The sequence below is a fragment of the Streptosporangium sp. NBC_01810 genome (assembly GCF_035917355.1).
Lineage (GTDB): Bacteria > Actinomycetota > Actinomycetes > Streptosporangiales > Streptosporangiaceae > Streptosporangium.
Map to the genome: position 1 here is coordinate 1,534,039 of NZ_CP109070.1, position 17,951 is coordinate 1,551,989.

The 17,951-nt window shown below is 66.5% G+C and carries 11 protein-coding genes; 8 read left to right on the forward strand and 3 right to left on the reverse strand.

The features are described from left to right. Positions 1-45 precede the first annotated feature (45 nt). The 3 genes from OIE13_RS07200 to OIE13_RS07210 all read left to right on the forward strand — a co-directional run bounded on the left by OIE13_RS07200 (position 46) and on the right by OIE13_RS07210 (position 4,243). Entirely contained in the window at positions 46-312 is a 267-nt protein-coding gene (locus tag OIE13_RS07200; RefSeq protein ID WP_326641775.1) for a hypothetical protein, read from the forward strand. Positions 313-653: 341 nt separating this feature from the next. Continuing rightward, positions 654-1,904, forward strand: a complete 1,251-nt coding sequence (locus OIE13_RS07205) for a hypothetical protein (RefSeq protein WP_326641773.1) — start codon at positions 654-656, stop codon at positions 1,902-1,904. Between the two features lie 188 nt (positions 1,905-2,092). After that, positions 2,093-4,243: a hypothetical protein gene (locus OIE13_RS07210; RefSeq protein WP_326641771.1), complete on the forward strand. Its 2,151-nt coding sequence runs from the start codon at positions 2,093-2,095 to the stop codon at positions 4,241-4,243. A 207-nt stretch (positions 4,244-4,450) separates the two neighbouring features. Here the strand turns inward: OIE13_RS07210 and OIE13_RS07215 are convergent, their stop codons facing one another. Next, on the reverse strand, positions 4,451-7,999 hold the full coding sequence (locus OIE13_RS07215; RefSeq protein WP_326829770.1) for a DUF4082 domain-containing protein: 3,549 nt from the start codon (positions 7,997-7,999) through the stop codon (positions 4,451-4,453). Positions 8,000-8,507: 508 nt separating this feature from the next. On the opposite strand from OIE13_RS07215, the gene OIE13_RS07220 reads away from it, so the two are divergent. From OIE13_RS07220 to OIE13_RS07230, 3 genes are all read left to right on the forward strand, one after another. Continuing rightward, positions 8,508-10,682, forward strand: coding sequence for a hypothetical protein (locus OIE13_RS07220; protein WP_326641767.1), 2,175 nt, complete (start codon positions 8,508-8,510; stop codon positions 10,680-10,682). A 74-nt stretch (positions 10,683-10,756) separates the two neighbouring features. Continuing rightward, positions 10,757-11,911, forward strand: coding sequence for a dTDP-4-amino-4,6-dideoxygalactose transaminase (gene rffA, locus OIE13_RS07225; RefSeq protein ID WP_326829771.1), 1,155 nt, complete (start codon positions 10,757-10,759; stop codon positions 11,909-11,911). Then, positions 11,911-12,702 carry a GNAT family N-acetyltransferase gene (locus OIE13_RS07230; protein ID WP_326641764.1) on the forward strand — a complete coding sequence of 264 codons (792 nt, stop codon included), beginning with the start codon at positions 11,911-11,913 and terminating at the stop codon, positions 12,700-12,702. Before rffA ends, OIE13_RS07230 begins: the two co-directional genes overlap by 1 nt. On the opposite strand, the gene OIE13_RS07235 is transcribed toward OIE13_RS07230, so the two are convergent. Next, the gene (locus OIE13_RS07235; RefSeq protein WP_326829772.1) at positions 12,653-13,645 is read right to left on the reverse strand and encodes a glycosyltransferase family 2 protein; all 993 of its coding nucleotides are present in this window, start codon (positions 13,643-13,645) and stop codon (positions 12,653-12,655) included. The genes OIE13_RS07230 and OIE13_RS07235 overlap by 50 nt on opposite strands. A 92-nt stretch (positions 13,646-13,737) precedes the next feature. On the opposite strand from OIE13_RS07235, the gene OIE13_RS07240 reads away from it, so the two are divergent. Together OIE13_RS07240 and OIE13_RS07245 are read left to right on the forward strand one after the other, a co-directional pair. Then, entirely contained in the window at positions 13,738-14,202 is a 465-nt protein-coding gene (locus tag OIE13_RS07240) for a GtrA family protein (RefSeq protein WP_326641759.1), read from the forward strand. Between the two features lie 133 nt (positions 14,203-14,335). After that, complete coding sequence (locus tag OIE13_RS07245; protein ID WP_326641757.1) at positions 14,336-15,403, forward strand: glucose-1-phosphate thymidylyltransferase; 1,068 nt, start codon at positions 14,336-14,338, stop codon at positions 15,401-15,403. Between the two features lie 153 nt (positions 15,404-15,556). Here the strand turns inward: OIE13_RS07245 and OIE13_RS07250 are convergent, their stop codons facing one another. Continuing rightward, positions 15,557-17,695: a DUF4082 domain-containing protein gene (locus tag OIE13_RS07250; RefSeq protein WP_326829773.1), complete on the reverse strand. Its 2,139-nt coding sequence runs from the start codon at positions 17,693-17,695 to the stop codon at positions 15,557-15,559. Positions 17,696-17,951 lie beyond the last annotated feature (256 nt).

A 17,951-nucleotide genomic window follows, 5' to 3' on the forward strand; every position in this document is an offset into this window, starting at 1 on the left:
GTCGCCCGGACAGGTGCTCGTCTGGCACGTGTCCGGTGGTCGGTGATGAGAGTGGAGAAGTGTGCCCTGGCTGCCATAGGTCAGCAGGATCGCCTCGGCAGTGGAATAGACCGTCTCCACATCTTTTCTCCAGCCGATCAGGTGGAAATCATGCCGGGGTACACCGGAGAAACTAGCCCGGAATCCGACCTGCCGGGCGGTGCCGTAACGGCGGTGGCGAAATGTTTTCCCATCGTCTACCTGCGCATGATCCAGGCGCTGCGGGCGGAAGGCCGGATCGGCGCATGCTGGAGGTTGTCCTGCCTGTCATGACGTGGCATCCGAGGGTGAGATGCCTCGGGCCACCCGCCTCGAGTGATGGTAATACCTGTGAGAAGCAGGCAAATTCTCGTCGTGTCGTCGTGCCGATACCTGTTCGCGGGGTCATACTGCCTGATCCGTGTGTTTTATCCGAGGCGATGACAGCAGGATTTGGAGTTCATCGTACATATCCTTCTCGAAGAGAGGCGGTGCCATGGGGTCGCGCTGTCGGGCCGCCGAGCGGGCGCCTGGATTCCCGGAGGTCTCCGGAGGTTTCCGGAGTGCGAAGATGCATGCCGCGTTCCAGGGGGCCTGCGGCGGGTGACGTTGAGACGGGCTGGAGGTGATTGTGTATGGAATACATTCTTGTTGCTTTTTGTGTAATTATTTTGGTGTTTCTGGTTCAGGTGAACTTCGAGACGGGTGTGGCGGGGCGAGTGCTTTCGGTGCTGTTGGCGGCTTTCGCGGTCAGGCTGGCCATCCATGTTCTGCTGATCCGAAACGGAGGCATGTGGTACGGCGGGGACAACCTGATCTATGAGATCAAGGCCATGGAGATCGTCGAAGAATGGCGGCGGCAGGGTTTTGACTTCGTCGTTCCCGGAGAGGGCGAGATTCAGAAGTCCGTGGCCCTGCCGTGCAACCTGTTCGCGATTGTGATCTATCTGTGCGGCGGGAAGGCCCCGCTGGCCTGTACGGCTCTCGTCGCTCTCGTTGCCTGTGCGCTGTGCATCGTCATCTACAGGTTTGCGCGACTGCTCGGCGCGGACGAGCGAGCGGCTTTTCTACTGCTTGTCCTCTCGGCATTCACACCGGCATTCCTGGTGCACACGTCCGACATGTTCAAGGACGGTTTCAGTGTTTTCCTGGTGGTTGCCTGCCTCGGTCTGTCCTGTTCGAACATGCAACGCTTTGACATGCGTAAGCTGTTCATGCTCGTACCGTTCATGTGGGCGTTGTGGCACGTACGGCCCTATATGGTTTTCATGTGCATGCCACCTCTGCTGCTCAGCCTCCTGGGCTCCCGGAGGGCACTGTCTCCGCGTATCATGACCGTCTTCGCCATGGCGCTGGTCGGTACCCTTTACTTTTTTGGCGACTTCGCCGGCATCGGCGTCCTGGAAACGATGGAAGATCAGCTGGAGTACGGGCAGTCGGATACCGTTCGTCGTTCCATCTCCAGTCAGGATTCAGGCGTGACGTTCGCGGACGACGGTAACCCGTGGGGTGCGCTCGGTTCCAAACTTCTGTACACGCTTCTGTCTCCGTTCCCCTGGACGGAGGGGAGCATGATGCTGCAGCTGGGGAAGATCGAAGCATTTATCTGGTACTTCCTTCTCTACAGTGCCGTACGGGGGGCTCGCCGGATGTGGTGTTACGACCGCAGGATGCTCTTCGTCCTCCTGCTGTTCATTGTTCCGGGCATTGTCGCCTATGCCACCACCATGGGAAACATCGGCCTCATATTCCGCCAGCGCATGCCGATCCTTATGGTCACAAGCGTGCTCTCGGCGGTGGCGTGGACCCTGCACAAAGGACCGGAAAAGAAATTTTCGAAAGCTCGTGTCCGAGACACCTCTGAGGTGCCCGCGTCACCAGGCTAGGGCGTATGGAGATAACCTCGCCCGCTCATGGTTCTGTGCCGATCCCATCCGAACCGGTGAGAGCCGGTCGATCAGACAGGTTACCGCGGAGCGGGCGGCATCTTTTAAGGTCAGGGTGGCTGCCAACGGCGTTCGCGGGAACCTTCACCGCTGCCGTTCTGAGTTTCTATGGTGTCTCCGCCTGGGATATGGTCGTTTTTGGGGCCTATATCGCACTGGGCCTCGCTCTCCCGGGCGTGCTGCTGATCCGGGCCTTGTACGGCGGTGTCCGCACTCTGGCCGAGGAGATCGCCCTCGGATTAACACTCGGTTATTCTCTGGAAATATTCGCCTATGTCTTCGCCAGGGCCGTCGATGCGCCGCTGCTCGTCCTGGTGTGGCCACTCAGCGCGTACACGCTGTTCATCGCCGTGCCCCGGCTACGGAAACACTGGAGAGGGGTCCCTCGCCCGGGCGCCCCCATCTGGTGGTCGTGGTCGCTGGCGCTGGCGGTCGTCTATCTGGTCGCCTGGAGCGCGATCACGTTCTTCGGCCCTTATGCGCTCACCTGGCCGGGGCTGGGGGCATCCCATGTCGACAGCTCCTTCCACCTGTCTCTGATCGGTGAGCTGAAGCACCACGTGCCCCCCACGGTGCCGGGGGTCGCCGGGGAACCGCTTTTCTATCACTGGTTCATCTACGCGCACCTGGCGGCCGGAAGCTGGGTGACCGGCCTGGAACCGGTGGTTCTGCTTCTCCGGCTGGCCATGCTGCCCATGCTGGCCGCACTCGTCGTCCTCGTGGGCATGCTCGGGCACCGGGTCATCGGCTCGCGTCCAGGCGCGCTGGCGGCTGTCCTGGGTGCGATGTTCATGGCGGCTCCCAGCCTGTATCTGGGAACGAACGGGATATTCACCTGGGGAGGGATTCAGGACGCGGCATGGACCAGCCCGACCCAGACCTTCGGGGCCGTTCTGTTCGCACCGGTGGTGCTCCTGCTCGTCGATCTTCTGGAGGGACGATCACGCCGTGCCGGTAACTGGTTCCTACTGCTGGTCTTCCTCCTGGCGGTGATGGGTTCCAAGGCGACCTACCTGCCGTTGCTGGTGGTGGGACTGGCCGCGGTGACCGCTGTGGAGGCGATCAGGAGCCGCCGGTTGCCGAGATCCCCGCTCATCGCGCTGGGGATCACCACGATGTGTTTCCTCTATGCGCAATTCGTCCTCTTCGGGCGCGCGCAGCAGGGGGTGACCCTTGCCCCCCTGTCTCTGATGGAAAAAATCTGGGGCGACCTGACCGGCCGGCCCTCTGCCGTCGACTTGACCCCGGCGACGGCGGTCGGCATCACATCGGTATACCTGCTGTGCTGGATCGTCACGTGGTGCGGAGTGCTCGGGCTGTTGAGCCGGCCGAGCCTGCTGCTGCGTCCCGCTGTGGTGATCATGCTGAGTATGGGAGCCGCCGGTCTCGGGGGGGTCCTCCTGTTCGGAAGCGCTCATGGGAATCAGCTCTACTTCCTCAGAGCGGCCTACCCCTATATGGCGATCGTCTCCGTCTACGGGCTCTTCGTCGTCGTACGTCAGGCGCGTGCGTCGCGCGGGGCGGTGGCGGTGGCGGCCGGGGTCGGAGTGCTGGCCGCCTACCTGATTCCGCTTCTCTGCGGTGTCGAGATTCCCCGGCGGCCCGGGCAGACGACCGCCGCCCTGTACCTGCCGTACGTCGTCCTGCTGGGTTTCGTCCTGTTGACGGTCGTCGTCCTGATCGCCACCAGACGGGGCTGGAGCCGGTGGGCGCTCGCCCTGACGATGATCGCTTGCATAGGCCTGCCCGCCGCGGCGCACACCCGGGTCCTTTCCGTGCTTCACCGCGTCGCCGAAGACGATCTGGACGGGGTGGTCAGACAGCCGGCGGCCGAGGCGATCCCGCAGGGGGCCCTGGCCGCCGGACGGTGGCTACGGGATCATTCCGGCCCGGACGATGTGATCGCCACGAACGGGCACTGCCGCTGGGGGCACGAGGTTCCCTGCGACGGCCGTCACTCGTGGGTGGCGGCGTTGACCGAACGACGGGTGTTCCTCGAAGGGTGGGCGTACACCGCGAAGAACTGGGATCGCTGGCGGCCGGGCACGGTGCTGGAAAACCAGCCGTTCTGGGACGGTGAGCGAGTCCGATCGAATGACGCGGTGTTCCTCGCGCCCTCGCGGGAGTCGGTCCTGCTCCTGGGAGAACGATATGGAGTGCGCTGGCTTTTCGCCGACAAACGCCGGATGGATCCGGAACGGAAGGTCGATGACTATGCGAACCTACGTTTCACGTCGGGCGACTACGCCGTTTATGAGATTCCAGGCGACTTGAAATGACCAAGATCGACAAGGTGGTTCGGAAAAGCGATGTCGAAGCCTGCGGCATTCGATTCCGCGATCAGGGCTGATATCGGGGGCGGAAAGGCGCGATCTCCGGGTTCATCTTGAGCCCGGAGATCGCGCCTTTCCGCATCGTGGCCGACAGGCCCGATGCGCTGAGGTGGTGACCGGCGACGGCGTCACACGCGCCGGTTCACCGTCACGCTAATCGGCGTCGAACACCACGTCGACCCAGTAGTTGGTGGACTGGTAGGTGCTGGTCGGGAAGGTGCTCGTCGCGCCGTACGTGTAGACGCCGTTGCCGCCTTCCGCGCCACTTGCGAGCGCCAGCAACGGCTCGTTCGTGTATTGCGTGGAAAAATATGGGCGCGTTACCGAGTAGCGCCCGGACACTGTGTGGTAAGAGGCGACATAGGTGGTGTTCGCGTTTACCGCGACTGGTGTCGCGAAGTTCACCTGTTGCCAGCCGGATGCCGTCTCGTTGGTGAAGGTGGCGCTCGCGAGCGACTGCCCGCCGCTCGTCCACAGGGTTCCGACGTGGGTTCCGGTGTTCTCCGAGCCTTTGTAGAATCGGATGCCCCTGATGGTGCCGCTCGTCATCGCCCTGAACTTGACACCGACCGACACGGGCTGACTGTCGGCCTGGGACGGGATGGCGGGTACCTCCTTGTTCTCCCACAGGCTTCCGGACGGCACGAAGGCCACGTCGACCCAGTAGTTGGTCGCCTCGCTGGTGCTGGTCGGGAAGGTGTTCGTCGCGCTGTACGTGTAAACGCCGTTACCGCCCTCATCGCCGTTCTGGAGCGCGAGGAGTGGACCGTTTTGGTATCTTTCAGCAAAATACGATGCTTCTGTCGAGTAATAGCCAGATATAGTGTGATAAGAGGCAATATAGGTGGTGTTCGCGTTTACCGCGACTGGTGTCGCGAAGTTCACCTGTTGCCAGCCGGATGCCGCCTCGTTGGTGAAGGTGGCGCTCGCGAGCGACTGCCCGCCGCTCGTCCACAGGCTTCCAGTATGGGTTCCGGTGTTTTGCGGGCCTTTGTAGAATCGGATGCCCGTGATGGTGCCGCTCGTCAGCGGTTTGAACTTGACGCCGACCACGATGGCGCGGTTGTCGGCCTGAGAGGCGACCGGCGGGATCGTCTGGTCGTCCCACAGACTTCTAGCCGGCACGAACAGCACGTCGACCCAGTAGTTGGTGGATTGGTAGGTGCTGGTCGGGAAGCTGCTTGTCGCGCCGTAGGTGTAAACGCCGTTACCGCCCGATGCCGCGCTCGCCGGTGCGACGAACGGGCCATGCGCGTAGGGCAATGAGAAATATGGGCGTGTTATCGAGTAACCTCCGGGAACCGTGTGGTAGGAGGCGATATAGCTGGTATCTGCGGTTACTGTGATAGGCGTTGCGAAGTTCACCTGTTGCCAGCCGGACGCCGTCTCGTCGGTGAAGGTCGCGCTCGCCAGGAGCTGCCCACTCGAGCTCCATAGGTTGCCGATGTGCGTCCCCGTGTTGGCCGGGCCCTTGTAGAACCGGATGCCCCTGATGACGCCCGCGAACGTGGTCCGGAATTTCACCCCGACCTCGACCGCGTTGGCGTCGGCTGTCGAGGCGGTGGCGGGCACGGTGCTGGGCGGCCAGAGAGTGCAGGCGCTGCACGACGGGTCCACGGTAACCGTGATCGTGGTCGGGATCTCCTGGAGGTTGCCGATGTCGTCAACCGCTCGAACCGCGACCGTGAAGGTTCCAGAACTCAAGGGTGTCCAGCGGTACTTCCAGTTCTCCCGGCCCGTCGCCGGAAGCCAGCTGGTGCCGTCGTCGACCGAGACCTCGACGTCGGCCACGACGCCCCCTCCGGTGTCGGCGGCCGTTCCCTGGATCACGATGGTCGTCAGCGCGGTGCCGGAGGCTCCACTCGCCGGACTCGTGATCGCCGAGGTCGGCGGACTGGTGTCCGTCGACGCGGTGGCCGGGACCAGGCCGGACTGGAGGCTCGCGGGCTGGGAACCCATGTCGGCGAGGAGGTTGACCGTCGCCTGCTGCATCCGGATGTCCGTGGGGGAGCCGGCCCGATCATGGTTGGCGTCCAGCCCCCACGCCCACTGGGTGGTCCCCGCGCCGAAGACGAGCGCACCGCTCGCGCTCCGGTAAAGCGTCAGGTGGTGTGTCGCGCTTCCGACGCCGTAGGTGCTGCCGTAGTCGACCAGGTATTTGGAAGGCAGGTTCACCAGTGTTCCGGAAAGCCTGGCCCGGCCGGTCGGTTCGACCGCGTTCTCAGGTGAGACATCCCATTCGTAGCCGAGCGTTCCATTGGGGAAGACAGCTTTCTGCCCTGCCGGGAGGGTCGCTATGGACGTGTTGCGCCACAGGCGCATCTTGCCGTACTCGGCGGGGACGGTCATCGCGTCGTTGGATACGCCGTTGACCCTGAACCATGTCCCCGTGACGGCGTTCTCCGGCCTTCCGCCGTCCGAGGGCGGGGAGAAACGCGGGTCACGCCAGGTGCCGGTCCACTGGAGGGACGGGTCTATCTTGGCGTTCGCCAACGTCTCCTTGTAGGAGACCAGAGTTCGATACGGGGTGCTCGTCCCATCGCTGCTGTTCTCCCAGCGGGTTTTCCAGAAAATTTCGTTCCCGGAGAAGAAAGCCAGGTGAACGCCGTTGTCCCGGGCGCTCGTGGCGTTGCTCCGCATCTCGTTGGACCAGTACTCGTCATGGCCGGAGGACACGAAGAGCTTGTGTTCGAGGATCTCCGAGCCGCGCGTCGCGGTGTCGACGTTGCTGGTGTAGCTGACGTCGTAGCCGTTGGCCTCGATCCACCTGATCATGGGGTACTCGGAGTCGAAGAACCAGCTCTCCACCGAACCGCCGCAGCAGCCGGAGATGCGGGTGATGAACGGCCGGTTGTAACTGACCTTGTAGGCCCGTCCGGCCGGTGAGATGGAGGAGGAGTACAGGCTGCTGTTGCCGTATCTGTTGTACGCCTGCCAGGTGGCGTCGGAGGTCTGCAGCAGGATCTCCGATCCGCGGTCGTCGTCTCGGACCACGAATATCATCTGGCTGGCGCCGCTTACCCCGTCCTCCCGGATCAGATTCGCGATGTAGACCCCGGAGACCGCGTCGGCCGGCACGGCCCACGAGGCGGACACCGCCCAGGTCCCGCAGTCGACCAGCCCGGTCGCCGCCTGGGTGAAGCAGTCCGGTTGGGCCTGGGGCAGCGGGACCGAGGGCTGGACCGTCGTCACCTTCCGCGCGCCCATGCCGCCGTAGTACCCGATGCGATAGATGTCCACGCGATAGTCGCTTGACTGGGTGTTCACCTTGAACTGGGCGATCTCCCCCTTGTTGACACTCATGTTGGTCACGTATCCCTGGATGTCGGTGCTGCCGCCTCCGGGGATGTTCCACTCGCTGGACGGGTTGCCGGGAAGGTTGTTCTCCAGGCAGATGACCGAGGTCGGCGGGCAGTCCGCGCGGTGCGCCCGGGAGCGGGGGGACGCGTTCGCGATGATCTTCCGCTTGGCCCGCTCGGCGGCGTCGCCGCGGTGCCGGACGTCGGTGTCCACGGCGGTGACCGATTCCCGTGCCTTGCCGGTCACGGTGCCGCTTTCCGCGTCGGTGCCGGGGACCGGAGTCCAGGCGGCACAGAGCAGGCTGATCGCGGCGAGGACACCGGTTCGGAAACGGATCGGCACGGTCAGCGGCGACCGTCGTCTGCAGCCGGCCTTCCCGGCGTCGTCTGGGTTCTGTGGCATATGTGACCTCCCGGGCACTTTCTGGGGTGTACATCTCCGCCCGGGACGGAGTAGCGACCAGAAAAGAGACAAGCACGCCGAGGTTACGCCGGAAATGATATTTGAATAACGGCGATTTCTTTACAAAAAGGGTTTTCGCTCCAATATTGGTCTAGAGGACTACTTTTGAGATAAAGGTGATTTTCTCTGGCGGGAATATCAGCTGGAAGTCCAAACAGCCCGTCCCTGGCCTCACATAAAGGACTGGCAAGAAAACCACCGAAAGCCTGCGTCCGGAGTCGTCCGGGGGACGGGCGTCATCATGCTTGCGCTCATGGAGACGACGTCACCGGCGCGGGGTCACGCGCCGAGCCCACCGCCACCCGCACATGTCACCCAGGCAGGTGAGCCGCGCCGCGGTGAACGCCGGCCTGCCCGGCCTCGGATCCCGGGTATCCGAGCCGTACCGCGCTGGTTGCCCGCGGTCTTCGTCGTCGCCCTCACCGTTGCCGCGCTCCTTCTCCACGAGGTGACGGCCGACGATATCATTCGCTTCGCCGCCTACCTCGCCTTCGGCCTGGCCCTGCCAGGCACCCTGATCATCCGGGCGGTCTACCGCGGTGAGCGCACCCTGGCCGAGGAGCTCGCCCTGGGCGTCGCCCTGGGCTACGCCCTGGAGATACCCGCCTACCTCGCCGCCCGCGCCGCCGGCCTGCCCCTGCTCACCCTGGCCTGGCCCGTCACCGTCTACGTCCTCTTCCTGGCCGTGCCCCGCCTGCGCCGGCACTGGAAGAGGCGGCCCCGCCCCGCGGCCCCCATGTGGTGGTCATGGTCACTGGCCCTGGCCATCGCCTACCTCACCGCTCTGGGCGTGGTCCGCTTCTTCCGCGGCCAGGCCCTCGCCTGGCCCGCCCTGGCCACCTATTCGGTCGACATGCCCTTCCACCTGGCCCTGATCGGCGAGCTCAAACACCACGTGCCCCCGACCGTGCCCATGGTCGCCGGCGAACCCCTGCTCTACCACTGGTTCATCTACGCCCACTTCGCCGCGTCCAGCTGGATCACCGGCATCGAACCCCTGGTGCTGCTCTTCCGCCTGGGAGCGCTGCCCATGACGGCCGTGCTGCTGATCCTGCTGGCCATGGTCGCCCGGCGGGTCACCGGCTCCCGCGCCGCCACGCTCCTGGCCGTCGTCGGCACGGTGTTCATGACCGCCCCGAATCTCTACCTGGGGGTGAACATCGGGAACTTCACCTGGAGGGGCTTCCAGTCCTGGACGGGACTCACCCAGACCTTCGGCGCCATGCTGTTCGCCCCGGTCGTCCTGCTCCTCGCCGACCTGCTCGACGGCCGCGGACGCCGGGCCGGCAGATGGCTCCTGCTCGGGGTCTTCCTGGCGGCGGTCATGGGTGCCAAGGCCACCCACCTGCCGCTGCTGGCCGCCGGACTGGCCGCCGTCGCCGGAGTCGAGATGGTCAGGCGGCGCCGGCCGCCGTGGCGGGCGCTCGCCGCGCTCGCCATGACCGCGGTGTGCTTCGGCTACGCGCAGGCGGTGCTGTTCGGCGGTGCGCGGCAGGCGATGACGGTCGACCCCCTCTCCATGCTGCGCCGGGCCTGGGGGGAGCTGACCGGCGGTGCCGGCGCGGCCGAGCCGACGCCGGCCTCGCTGCTGGGTCTCACCGCGCTGTACCTGGTGTGCCTGGCCGTGACCTGGTGCGGGGTCCTCGGGCTGCTGTGCAGGCCGAAACTGCTGCTGCGGCCGATGGTGGTCCTGCTGCTCGGGATGGGCGCCGCGTCCACCGCCGCCGTCCTGCTCCTCGGCCATCCTCATCTCGGCCAGCTCTACTTCTTCGGGGCGACCTATCCCTACTTGATGATCGTCGCGGCCTACGGGCTCGTCGTCGCCGTGCGGCGGGCGCGGATGCCCTCCAGGAGGGTCGCCTGCGCGGTCGGCGCAGGGGTGGTGGCCGCCTGTCTGATCCGCGCGCTCTGCGACGTCCGGGCTCCCCTGAGCGCGGGGCGGTCGGAGTTCGCCCTCTACCTGCCCTACGCCGTGCTGCTCGGCGTTGTCGCCCTGGCGGCCGCCGTGCTGGTCGCGACCGGGCGCCGAGCCCTCCGGAACTGGGTCTTCCTGCTCGTCGCGTTCGCGGCGGTCGGTGCGCCCGCGGCCTGGTGCGCGCGCGTCCTGCCCGTCGCGGGTGACGTTCCGGTGGCTCGTCCCTTCGGTGAGGTCCTGCCGGTGGCGCCCCAGGACGTTCCCGAAGGAGCCGTGACGGTGGCCCGGTGGCTGCGCGCCCACTCCGGCACCGACGATCTGGTCGCCACGAACGTGTACTGCCGCTGGGGGTACGAGGATCCGTGCGACAGCCGTCAGTTCTGGGCGGCGGCTCTGTCGGAGCGGCGCGTGCTCGTCGAGGGATGGACGTACACCTCCGCGAACATGGGCCGCTGGCGTCCGGGACTGCTGCCCGAGTACCTGCCCTTCTCCGACGGCGAGCGGCTCCGGGCGAACGACGAGGCCTTCCGCGCGCCCTCGGCGTCCGCGATGCGACGCCTGCGCGAGGAGTACGGGGTGCGCTGGCTCCTCGTCGACGAACGCCGTCTGGACCCCGGCTCGAAGATCGGGGACTTCGCCGAGCCGAGGTTCCGCTCCGGCGACTACGCGCTCTACCGGCTGGCCGACGGACAGACCGGCGTGATCTAAGACTTGCGTAATGGATCGCCAAGGAACGACGGCGCGACGCGTGTCGGACGGGCCTTTCGTTGTTCACTTCGGCCGTGAACGCAACCGACCTGACGATGGTCCCCTTCAACCGGACGCATATCTCGACGAACGAGCTGGAGTACCTGGGGGAGGCCGTGCGCCGGCGATCCACCTGCGGAGACGGGCCGTTCACCCGGCGGGCGGCCGAGCTCCTCGGAAAGATCACCAGGGCCGGCCAGGTGCTGCTGACCACCTCCTGCACGCACGCGCTGGAGATGTCGGCGATCCTGCTGGATCTCCAGCCCGGCGACGAGGTGATCATGCCGTCGTTCACCTTCGTGTCGACGGCCAACGCCTACGCGCTGCGCGGGGCGGTCCCGGTCTTCGTCGACTGCAGGCCCGACACCCTCAACGTGGACGAGCGGCTGATCGAAGCCGCGATCACCGATCGCACCCGGGCCGTCGTGGTCGTCCACTACGCGGGCATCGCGTGCGCGATGCGGGAGATCGCCGAACTCTGTGACCGGCACTCCCTCACTCTGATCGAGGACAACGCCCACGGCCTGGGCGGGTTCTACCGGGGCCGGCCGCTTGGATCGTTCGGCAGTATGGCCGCGCAGAGCTTCCACGAGACGAAGAACGTGCAGTGCGGGGAGGGAGGCGCGCTGCTCCTGAACGACGCCGGTCTCGTCGCGCGTGCCGAGGTCGTCCGGGAGAAGGGCACCGACCGCAGCCGGTTCTTCCGCGGCCAGGTCGACAAGTACCGGTGGGTGGACATCGGCTCCAGCTACCTGCTGTCCGACGTCCTGGCCTCACAGCTGACCTCCCAGCTGGAGTCGTTTGAGGAGGTCCAGTCACGGCGCCATGCCGTCTGGTACCGCTACCACGAGGACCTGGCGGACTGGGCGATCAAAAACGGGGTCTCCCAGCCGGCGATCCCGGAAGGCTGCGCGCATCCGGCGCACCTGTACTACCTGCTGCTCCCGGACCTGGAGAACCGCCAGGCCTTCATCGGCCGTCTCCGGAGCGAAGGCGTGCAGGCGACGTTCCACTACCAGCCCCTGCACGCCGCGCCCGCTGGGGCGCGGTTCGGCCGGGTGGCCCCGGGCGGCTGCCCGGTCACCGAGCGGGTCGCCGACCGTCTCGTCCGGCTGCCGCTCTTCGCCGATCTGGACGAGACCGGCGTGGCGCGAGTGATCGACGCCGTCCGGTCCTACGAGGTGAGCTGATGGCCTGGTGCGACATGATCGGGTCGAGGGCCGTACGGGCCGTGGAGTCGCCGTTGGAATCGGTCCGATTCGGATGCTCCGTGGAGCGGCTCACCGTCCCCGCGGAGGCCGGGACACCGTTCTCCACGATCGCCGAGGCGCTCCTGGGGTCGGCCGCGGACGTCGTCGTGCTCCGGTATCCGGCCGAACACGTCGGCTGGTTCGCGAAGCTGACCGCTTTCGACAGGACGGCCGTGTTCGCGGACTCCCTCGTGTACTGGCGCCTGCGCGCCGGGCGGGGGCGCGAGCCCGCTCCGTCGCCTGACCTGCGGACGTCGGAACCGGTCGACCCCGCCGCGGTGAAGGCGCTGGTCTCCGACATCTTCGGCGCGTACGGGAACCACTACCTGGCCAATCCGCTGTTCGACGCCGCGGAGGCACTGGCGGGCTATCAGGAGTGGGCACTGAGATCCTGTGCCGAGGGGGGATGTCTGGCGTTGGAGGATCGAGGCGCGGGAGCGGAGAGTCCGCGCGTGCTCGGGCTGGCCACGCTGGAGGAGGACGGCCCCCGGACGGAGATCCTGCTGGCCGGGGTGGTCTCCGGCTCGCAGGGGCGTGGGCTGTACGCCCACCTGCTCAGGGCCGTCGAGGACCGCGCGCTGGCACGTGGCGCGGCAGAGGTCGTCATCTCCACCCAGGGGCACAACACGCGGGTGCAGCGGGCATGGGCGAGGTACGGATTCGAGCCCGTCCAGACCTTCCTCACCGTTCATCTGGTCCGGAGCCGGCTCCTGCGTGCGCGGGAAGGCTAGGGCCGCCGGGCCGCGGGGGAAGGGCGGCGGCCGGCGACCCGGCACGCTCGCGCACCACGTATGTCGGGCGGCCCATGCCGTTTCCGTGAATGCGGCCGATGTACTCACCGAGGACTCCGATGGACACCAGTTGGGCGGACGAGAAGAGCGCGACCATCGAGGCGACGGTGGTGAACCCGGCCACCGTGGTGTCGCCCGCGGCGAACCGCCACAGGACGGCGCCCCCCAGCACCAGGCCGATCACGCCGACGAGGAATCCGAGGTAGCTCGCCGCGCGGAGCGGAGCGGTGCTGTAACCGAGGAGCATGTTCATCGCGTGCCCGACCAGCAGGCACGGCGTGTAGTTCGATCGCCCGTGCTCGCGCTCGTTCATGTGCACGCCGACGGAGCCCACCTGCGCGGTGGCCCAGGACAGGGCCACGTCGATCGACGCGTGCGGCCCGGACAGGTCCTCGAAGCCGTCGCGCAGGTGCGTACGGAAGGCCCGGAAGGCGCTTATCGTGCGCGCGGTACGGATGCCCAGCGCACCGGCCATGGCGGCCTTGACCGACCGGGACGCGAGACTCCGCAGGAACCCGTGCTCCTCGTCGTGCGGGACGCCGTACACGAGGTCGAGGCGGTCGCCTTCGAGGGCGGCCAGCAGCAGGGGGATCTGCTCGGGCGGATGTTGCAGGTCGTCGTCCATGGTGACGACGACCTCGAATGCCGCCTCCCTGATGCCGGCGACCAGCGCGTTGTGCTGCCCGTAGTTCCGGGAGAGCCGGATCGCCCTGACGGCGTCGAACCGGCGGGTCAGCTCGGCGGCGGTCTCCCAGGTGTCGTCCGGGCCTCCGTCGACGACGAGGATCACCTCGTGCCGGACGGACAGGCCACGCAGGACCGGTATGAGCCTGTCCACCAGCGCCGGAAGGGTCCGCGCGGAGCGGTAACACGGAATAACCACCGACACCGACATTAATCCCCCGATTATTGTTCGCCGCCTACTACAATCCTTTTTTGCCCCACTGTCGGATCACGATCCGGAGCGACCGTCACATGGTTGAAGTCGAAAACAGAACCGCCCGGAACGATAATTCGCTTTTCGGGCGGCTGGCCGTGATCTCGGCCTTTGGTGACCACCGCATCACATACCTGCTCGCCGGCGCCATGACGGCCGTGGTGTATTGCGCTCTCCTCGGCCTAGGATTGCTGGCCGCTGAAGATCGCGTCCCCTATCTTTTCCTGGTCGTGGTCAGCCATTTGACGACCGTGGTGATCGTCTACCCCTGGTACCGGCTGGTGGTCTTCCGCGGTTCCGGGGACTCCTGGATCGGGGGCTACCTGCGGTTCTATGCGGTCGGACTGAGCTTCCTGGCGGTGTCCGTCATCGGGGTCCCGCTTCTGGTGGAGCTCGCCGGGATCCCGGTCATGGTGGCCCAGGGGGTGGTGATAGCGACGAGTCCGCCGCTGAGTTATGCGATAAATCGGGCCTGGGTGTTCCGTAATCGAGGAAGAGTTTGAAATCGGCAACACGTCATGCACCGTTCGGTAAAGACGCGTGCCGGTGCGGAAGCGTCGATTCTGGTTCTCGATAAACTCCGGCGGACATGTGACCGCACGGTCATGCGTTCTTCGCGGAAGGACCCAAAGAGCGTTGAAGGCACTCGTTCTGGCGGGCGGCAAGGGGACGAGGTTGCGCCCGCTGACCCATACCTCGGCGAAACAACTGGTCCCGGTCGCCAACAAGCCGGTGCTCTACTACGGGCTTGAGGCGATCAGGCAGGCCGGTATCACCGGCGTGGGCATCGTCGTCGGCGACACCGGCCACGAGATCCGGGCCGCGGTGGGCGACGGCTCGCGGTTCGGGCTGGACGTCACCTACATCCCCCAGGAGGCTCCCCTCGGGCTGGCGCACTGCGTTCTGATCGCCAAGGAGTTCCTCGCCGACGAGCCGTTCGTGATGTACCTGGGGGACAACTTCCTGGTGGACGGCATCACCGGTCTGGTGGACGACTTCCGTCGGAACGACCACGACGCGCAGATCCTGCTCACCAGGGTCGCCGAACCGCAGTTCTACGGGGTGGCCGAGCTAGGGCCGAAAGGTGAGATCATCGGCCTGGAGGAGAAGCCGGAGCGCCCGCGCAGCGACCTCGCGATCGTCGGGGTCTACATCTTCTCCCCGGCGATCCACGAGGCGGTTCGGGCGATCACCCCGTCGGCGCGCGGCGAACTGGAGATCACCGACGCCGTCTCCTGGCTCGTCGGCAACGGTTTCCGGGTCCACTCGCACCTCGTCAGCGGCTACTGGAAGGACACCGGACGCCTCCAGGACATGCTGGAGTGCAACCGCATCGTCCTCGAACGCGTCGAGCCCGACGTCAGGGGAACCGTGGACGGCCTGAGCGAGATCACCGGGCGGGTCGTCGTCGAGGCGGGCGCGGTGGTGGAGAACTCGATCCTCCGCGGGCCGATCGTGATCGGCGCGGACACCAAGATCCTCTCCTCCTACGTCGGCCCCTTCACCTCGATCGGTTCCGGCTGCCTGGTCGACGGCGCCGAGATCGAATACTCCATCGTGCTCGACGGCTCCTCGGTGCGGGGCGTCTCACGCGTCGCGCACTCCCTGATCGGGCGCAGCGTCGAGGTCAGTCGCGCGGCCGGGGTGTCCAACACCCACGAGCTCATGGTGGGCGACCACAGCAGGATCCAGGTGCGAGGCTGAGAGCCCTCGTCACCGGCGCTACCGGGTTCGTCGGGTGGTACCCGGGACGCCCAGGTGTCAGGGCACCCGCTCCAAGGAGCGGGCGCCCTGACAGTGGCGTCGGATCCGGGTGTCAGCCGGCCACCGGAGAACCTGGGGCGGAAAGGACCCGGGTCACTCGTTGAAGACCGGGTCGACCCAGTAGTTCGTCGACTGGTAGCCGAGTGACGGGAAGCCGGCGGTGATGCCGTATCGGTAGATGCCGTTGGGGCCTTCGGCGCCGTTGGCCAGAGCGACCAGGGAGCCGTTGGCGTACTGCGAGGTGAAGTAGGGCCGGGTCACCGAGTAGTTGCCGGATGTGGTGTGGTAGGCGGCGATGTAGGTGGTGTCGGCGGTGACGTCGACGGGTGCCGCGAAGTTGACCTGCTGCCAGCCGGTGGCGGTCTCGTCGGCGGGGGTGGAGGTGGCGCCGACCAGCCGCTCGCCGTTGGCGGCGTACAGGAGCACGGTGTGGGTGCCGGTGTTCTGCGCGCCCTTGTAGAACCGGACCCCGCTCACCTTGCCGTTCGTCGTCGGCTTGAACTTGACGCCGAGGGTGGTTCCCCGCGAGTCGGGCTGCGACAGGACGGCGGGCGTCGCCACCTTGTCCCACAGGCTGTTCGTCGGGACGAACACGACGTCGACCCAGTAGTTCGTCGCCTGGACGCTGCTCGTCGGGAAGGTGCTCGTCGCACCGTAGGTGTAGACGCCGTTGCCGCCCTCGGTGCCGTTGGCCAGGGCGACGAGCGGGCCGTTGGTCCGCGAGGTGGTGAAGTAGGGCCGGGTCACCGAGTAGTTGCCGGATGTGGTGTGGTAGGCGGCGATGTAGGTGGTGCCGGCGGTGATCGGCACCGGTGTCGCGAAGGTGGCCTGCTGCCAGCCGGTGGGGCTCTCGTCGGTGAAGGTGGCGCTGCTCAGGAGGCTGCCGCCGCTCGTCCACAGGCTCCCGGTGTGGGTGCCGGTGTTCTGCGCGCCCTTGTAGAACCGGACGGCGGTCACGGTCCCGCTCGTCGTCGCCCTGAACTTGACGCCGACGGTGATCGGCTGTGGATCCGCCTGCGACGCGGCGGGTGTCCCCGAGTTGTCCCACAGGCTGTCCGAGATGTTCACGGTGACGGGCACCGACGTGCTCGGCGCGAAGTGGATCAGGGCTTCGTGGTCGAAGGTGTCGCCCCCGAGATAGACGGCGATGATCTGATGCTCTCCCCCGACGAGGTCGGATACCGTGATCCGGGCGGGGCCCTGGTCGTCGTGCCAGGCCGAGCCGAGGACCGTCGAACCGTCCTTGAAGACCACTTCGCCGGCCGGCACGATCGAGCCGCTGACCGCCTGCACCGCGGCCGTCAGGGTGATCGGGTACCCGGTCCACGCGGAGCTCGCCGAGACGGTCAGGTTCGTGGTGGTCGGCGGGTCGTTCGGCACGGTGACGCGGGTGTGCGGCAGGCTGTTGGTGCCCTGGATGGAGACCGTGATGCCGAGCCCGAAGGCGCGGCCGATGACGTTGGCGCCGCTGTTCACCCCAACCGAGTTCTGCGCCAGGATGTTGCCGCGGAACGTGCAGTACGTCCCCAGGGTCGCCGTGTCGCCGACCTGCCAGAAGACGTTGTCGGCCTGGGCGCCGCGCAGCAGGGCGATGTTGCTGATGCTGGCCGCGGTGAGGATGGTCGACTTGAAGATGAAGACGGCGCCCGGATCACCCTGGGCGTCAAGGGTGAGGGTTCCGTCGATCGAGAAGTTGCCGCTGGTGCTGTTGTAGACGCCCGGCCCCTTGGTCGTCCCGCCCAGCTGGGGGGACACGGTGGCGGTGGGGGCGCGCCCGACGATGTCGTTGTAGGCGGCGACCGCGTCGGCCTTGGCCTGCGCCGCGGTGGCGTCGGCCAGGTGCGTGCTCCCCGACACCACGCCGGGGGGGAAGCCGACCAGGGTGTTTCCCGGGCTTATCCCGAGGTCGCCGGTGACTGTGGTGGAGTCCGAGTTGCCGACCGAGCTTCCGGCCAGAACCCCGAACGAGGCGGCGCTGCCGATGTCCACCGGATCGATCGCGCGCGTACTCCTGTCGGCCGCGTTCGCGCTTCCCGGTGTGCCGGTGACCGCGCCCATCGCGAGGGCGGCGACCACGGTCGCCTTCAGCACGGTGCGGCCAAAGGCTCGCGTGCGGCGCAGGGAAAGCGGCAGGCGCCGGGGACGCCCGGCGTCGACTGTGGTCGTGGTCGTGGTCGTGGTCGTGGTCGTGTCTGTCGTCTGGTCGAGCGCGTCGCGAACGGGTTTTGACATGCGACACAACTCCTCACTGATCTCGTGCTGTGTCAGGCGCCCGGTACGGTCCGTCACCTGCGAGCTGTCATGAATGGAACTTGAGGCCGCTATCGGGCTTCTGTGATTTGTGGTATTAATCCCAGGAGGCGATTAAAGGCCGGTTGAAAGGTAAATCGCCGAAATGTTGTCACGTTGGCGAAGGACGCCGTGCGACACGCTGATGACTGTGCCGTGGAGGGGGGTGTGCGCGAGCCTGTGCGCGATCAAGAAGGTC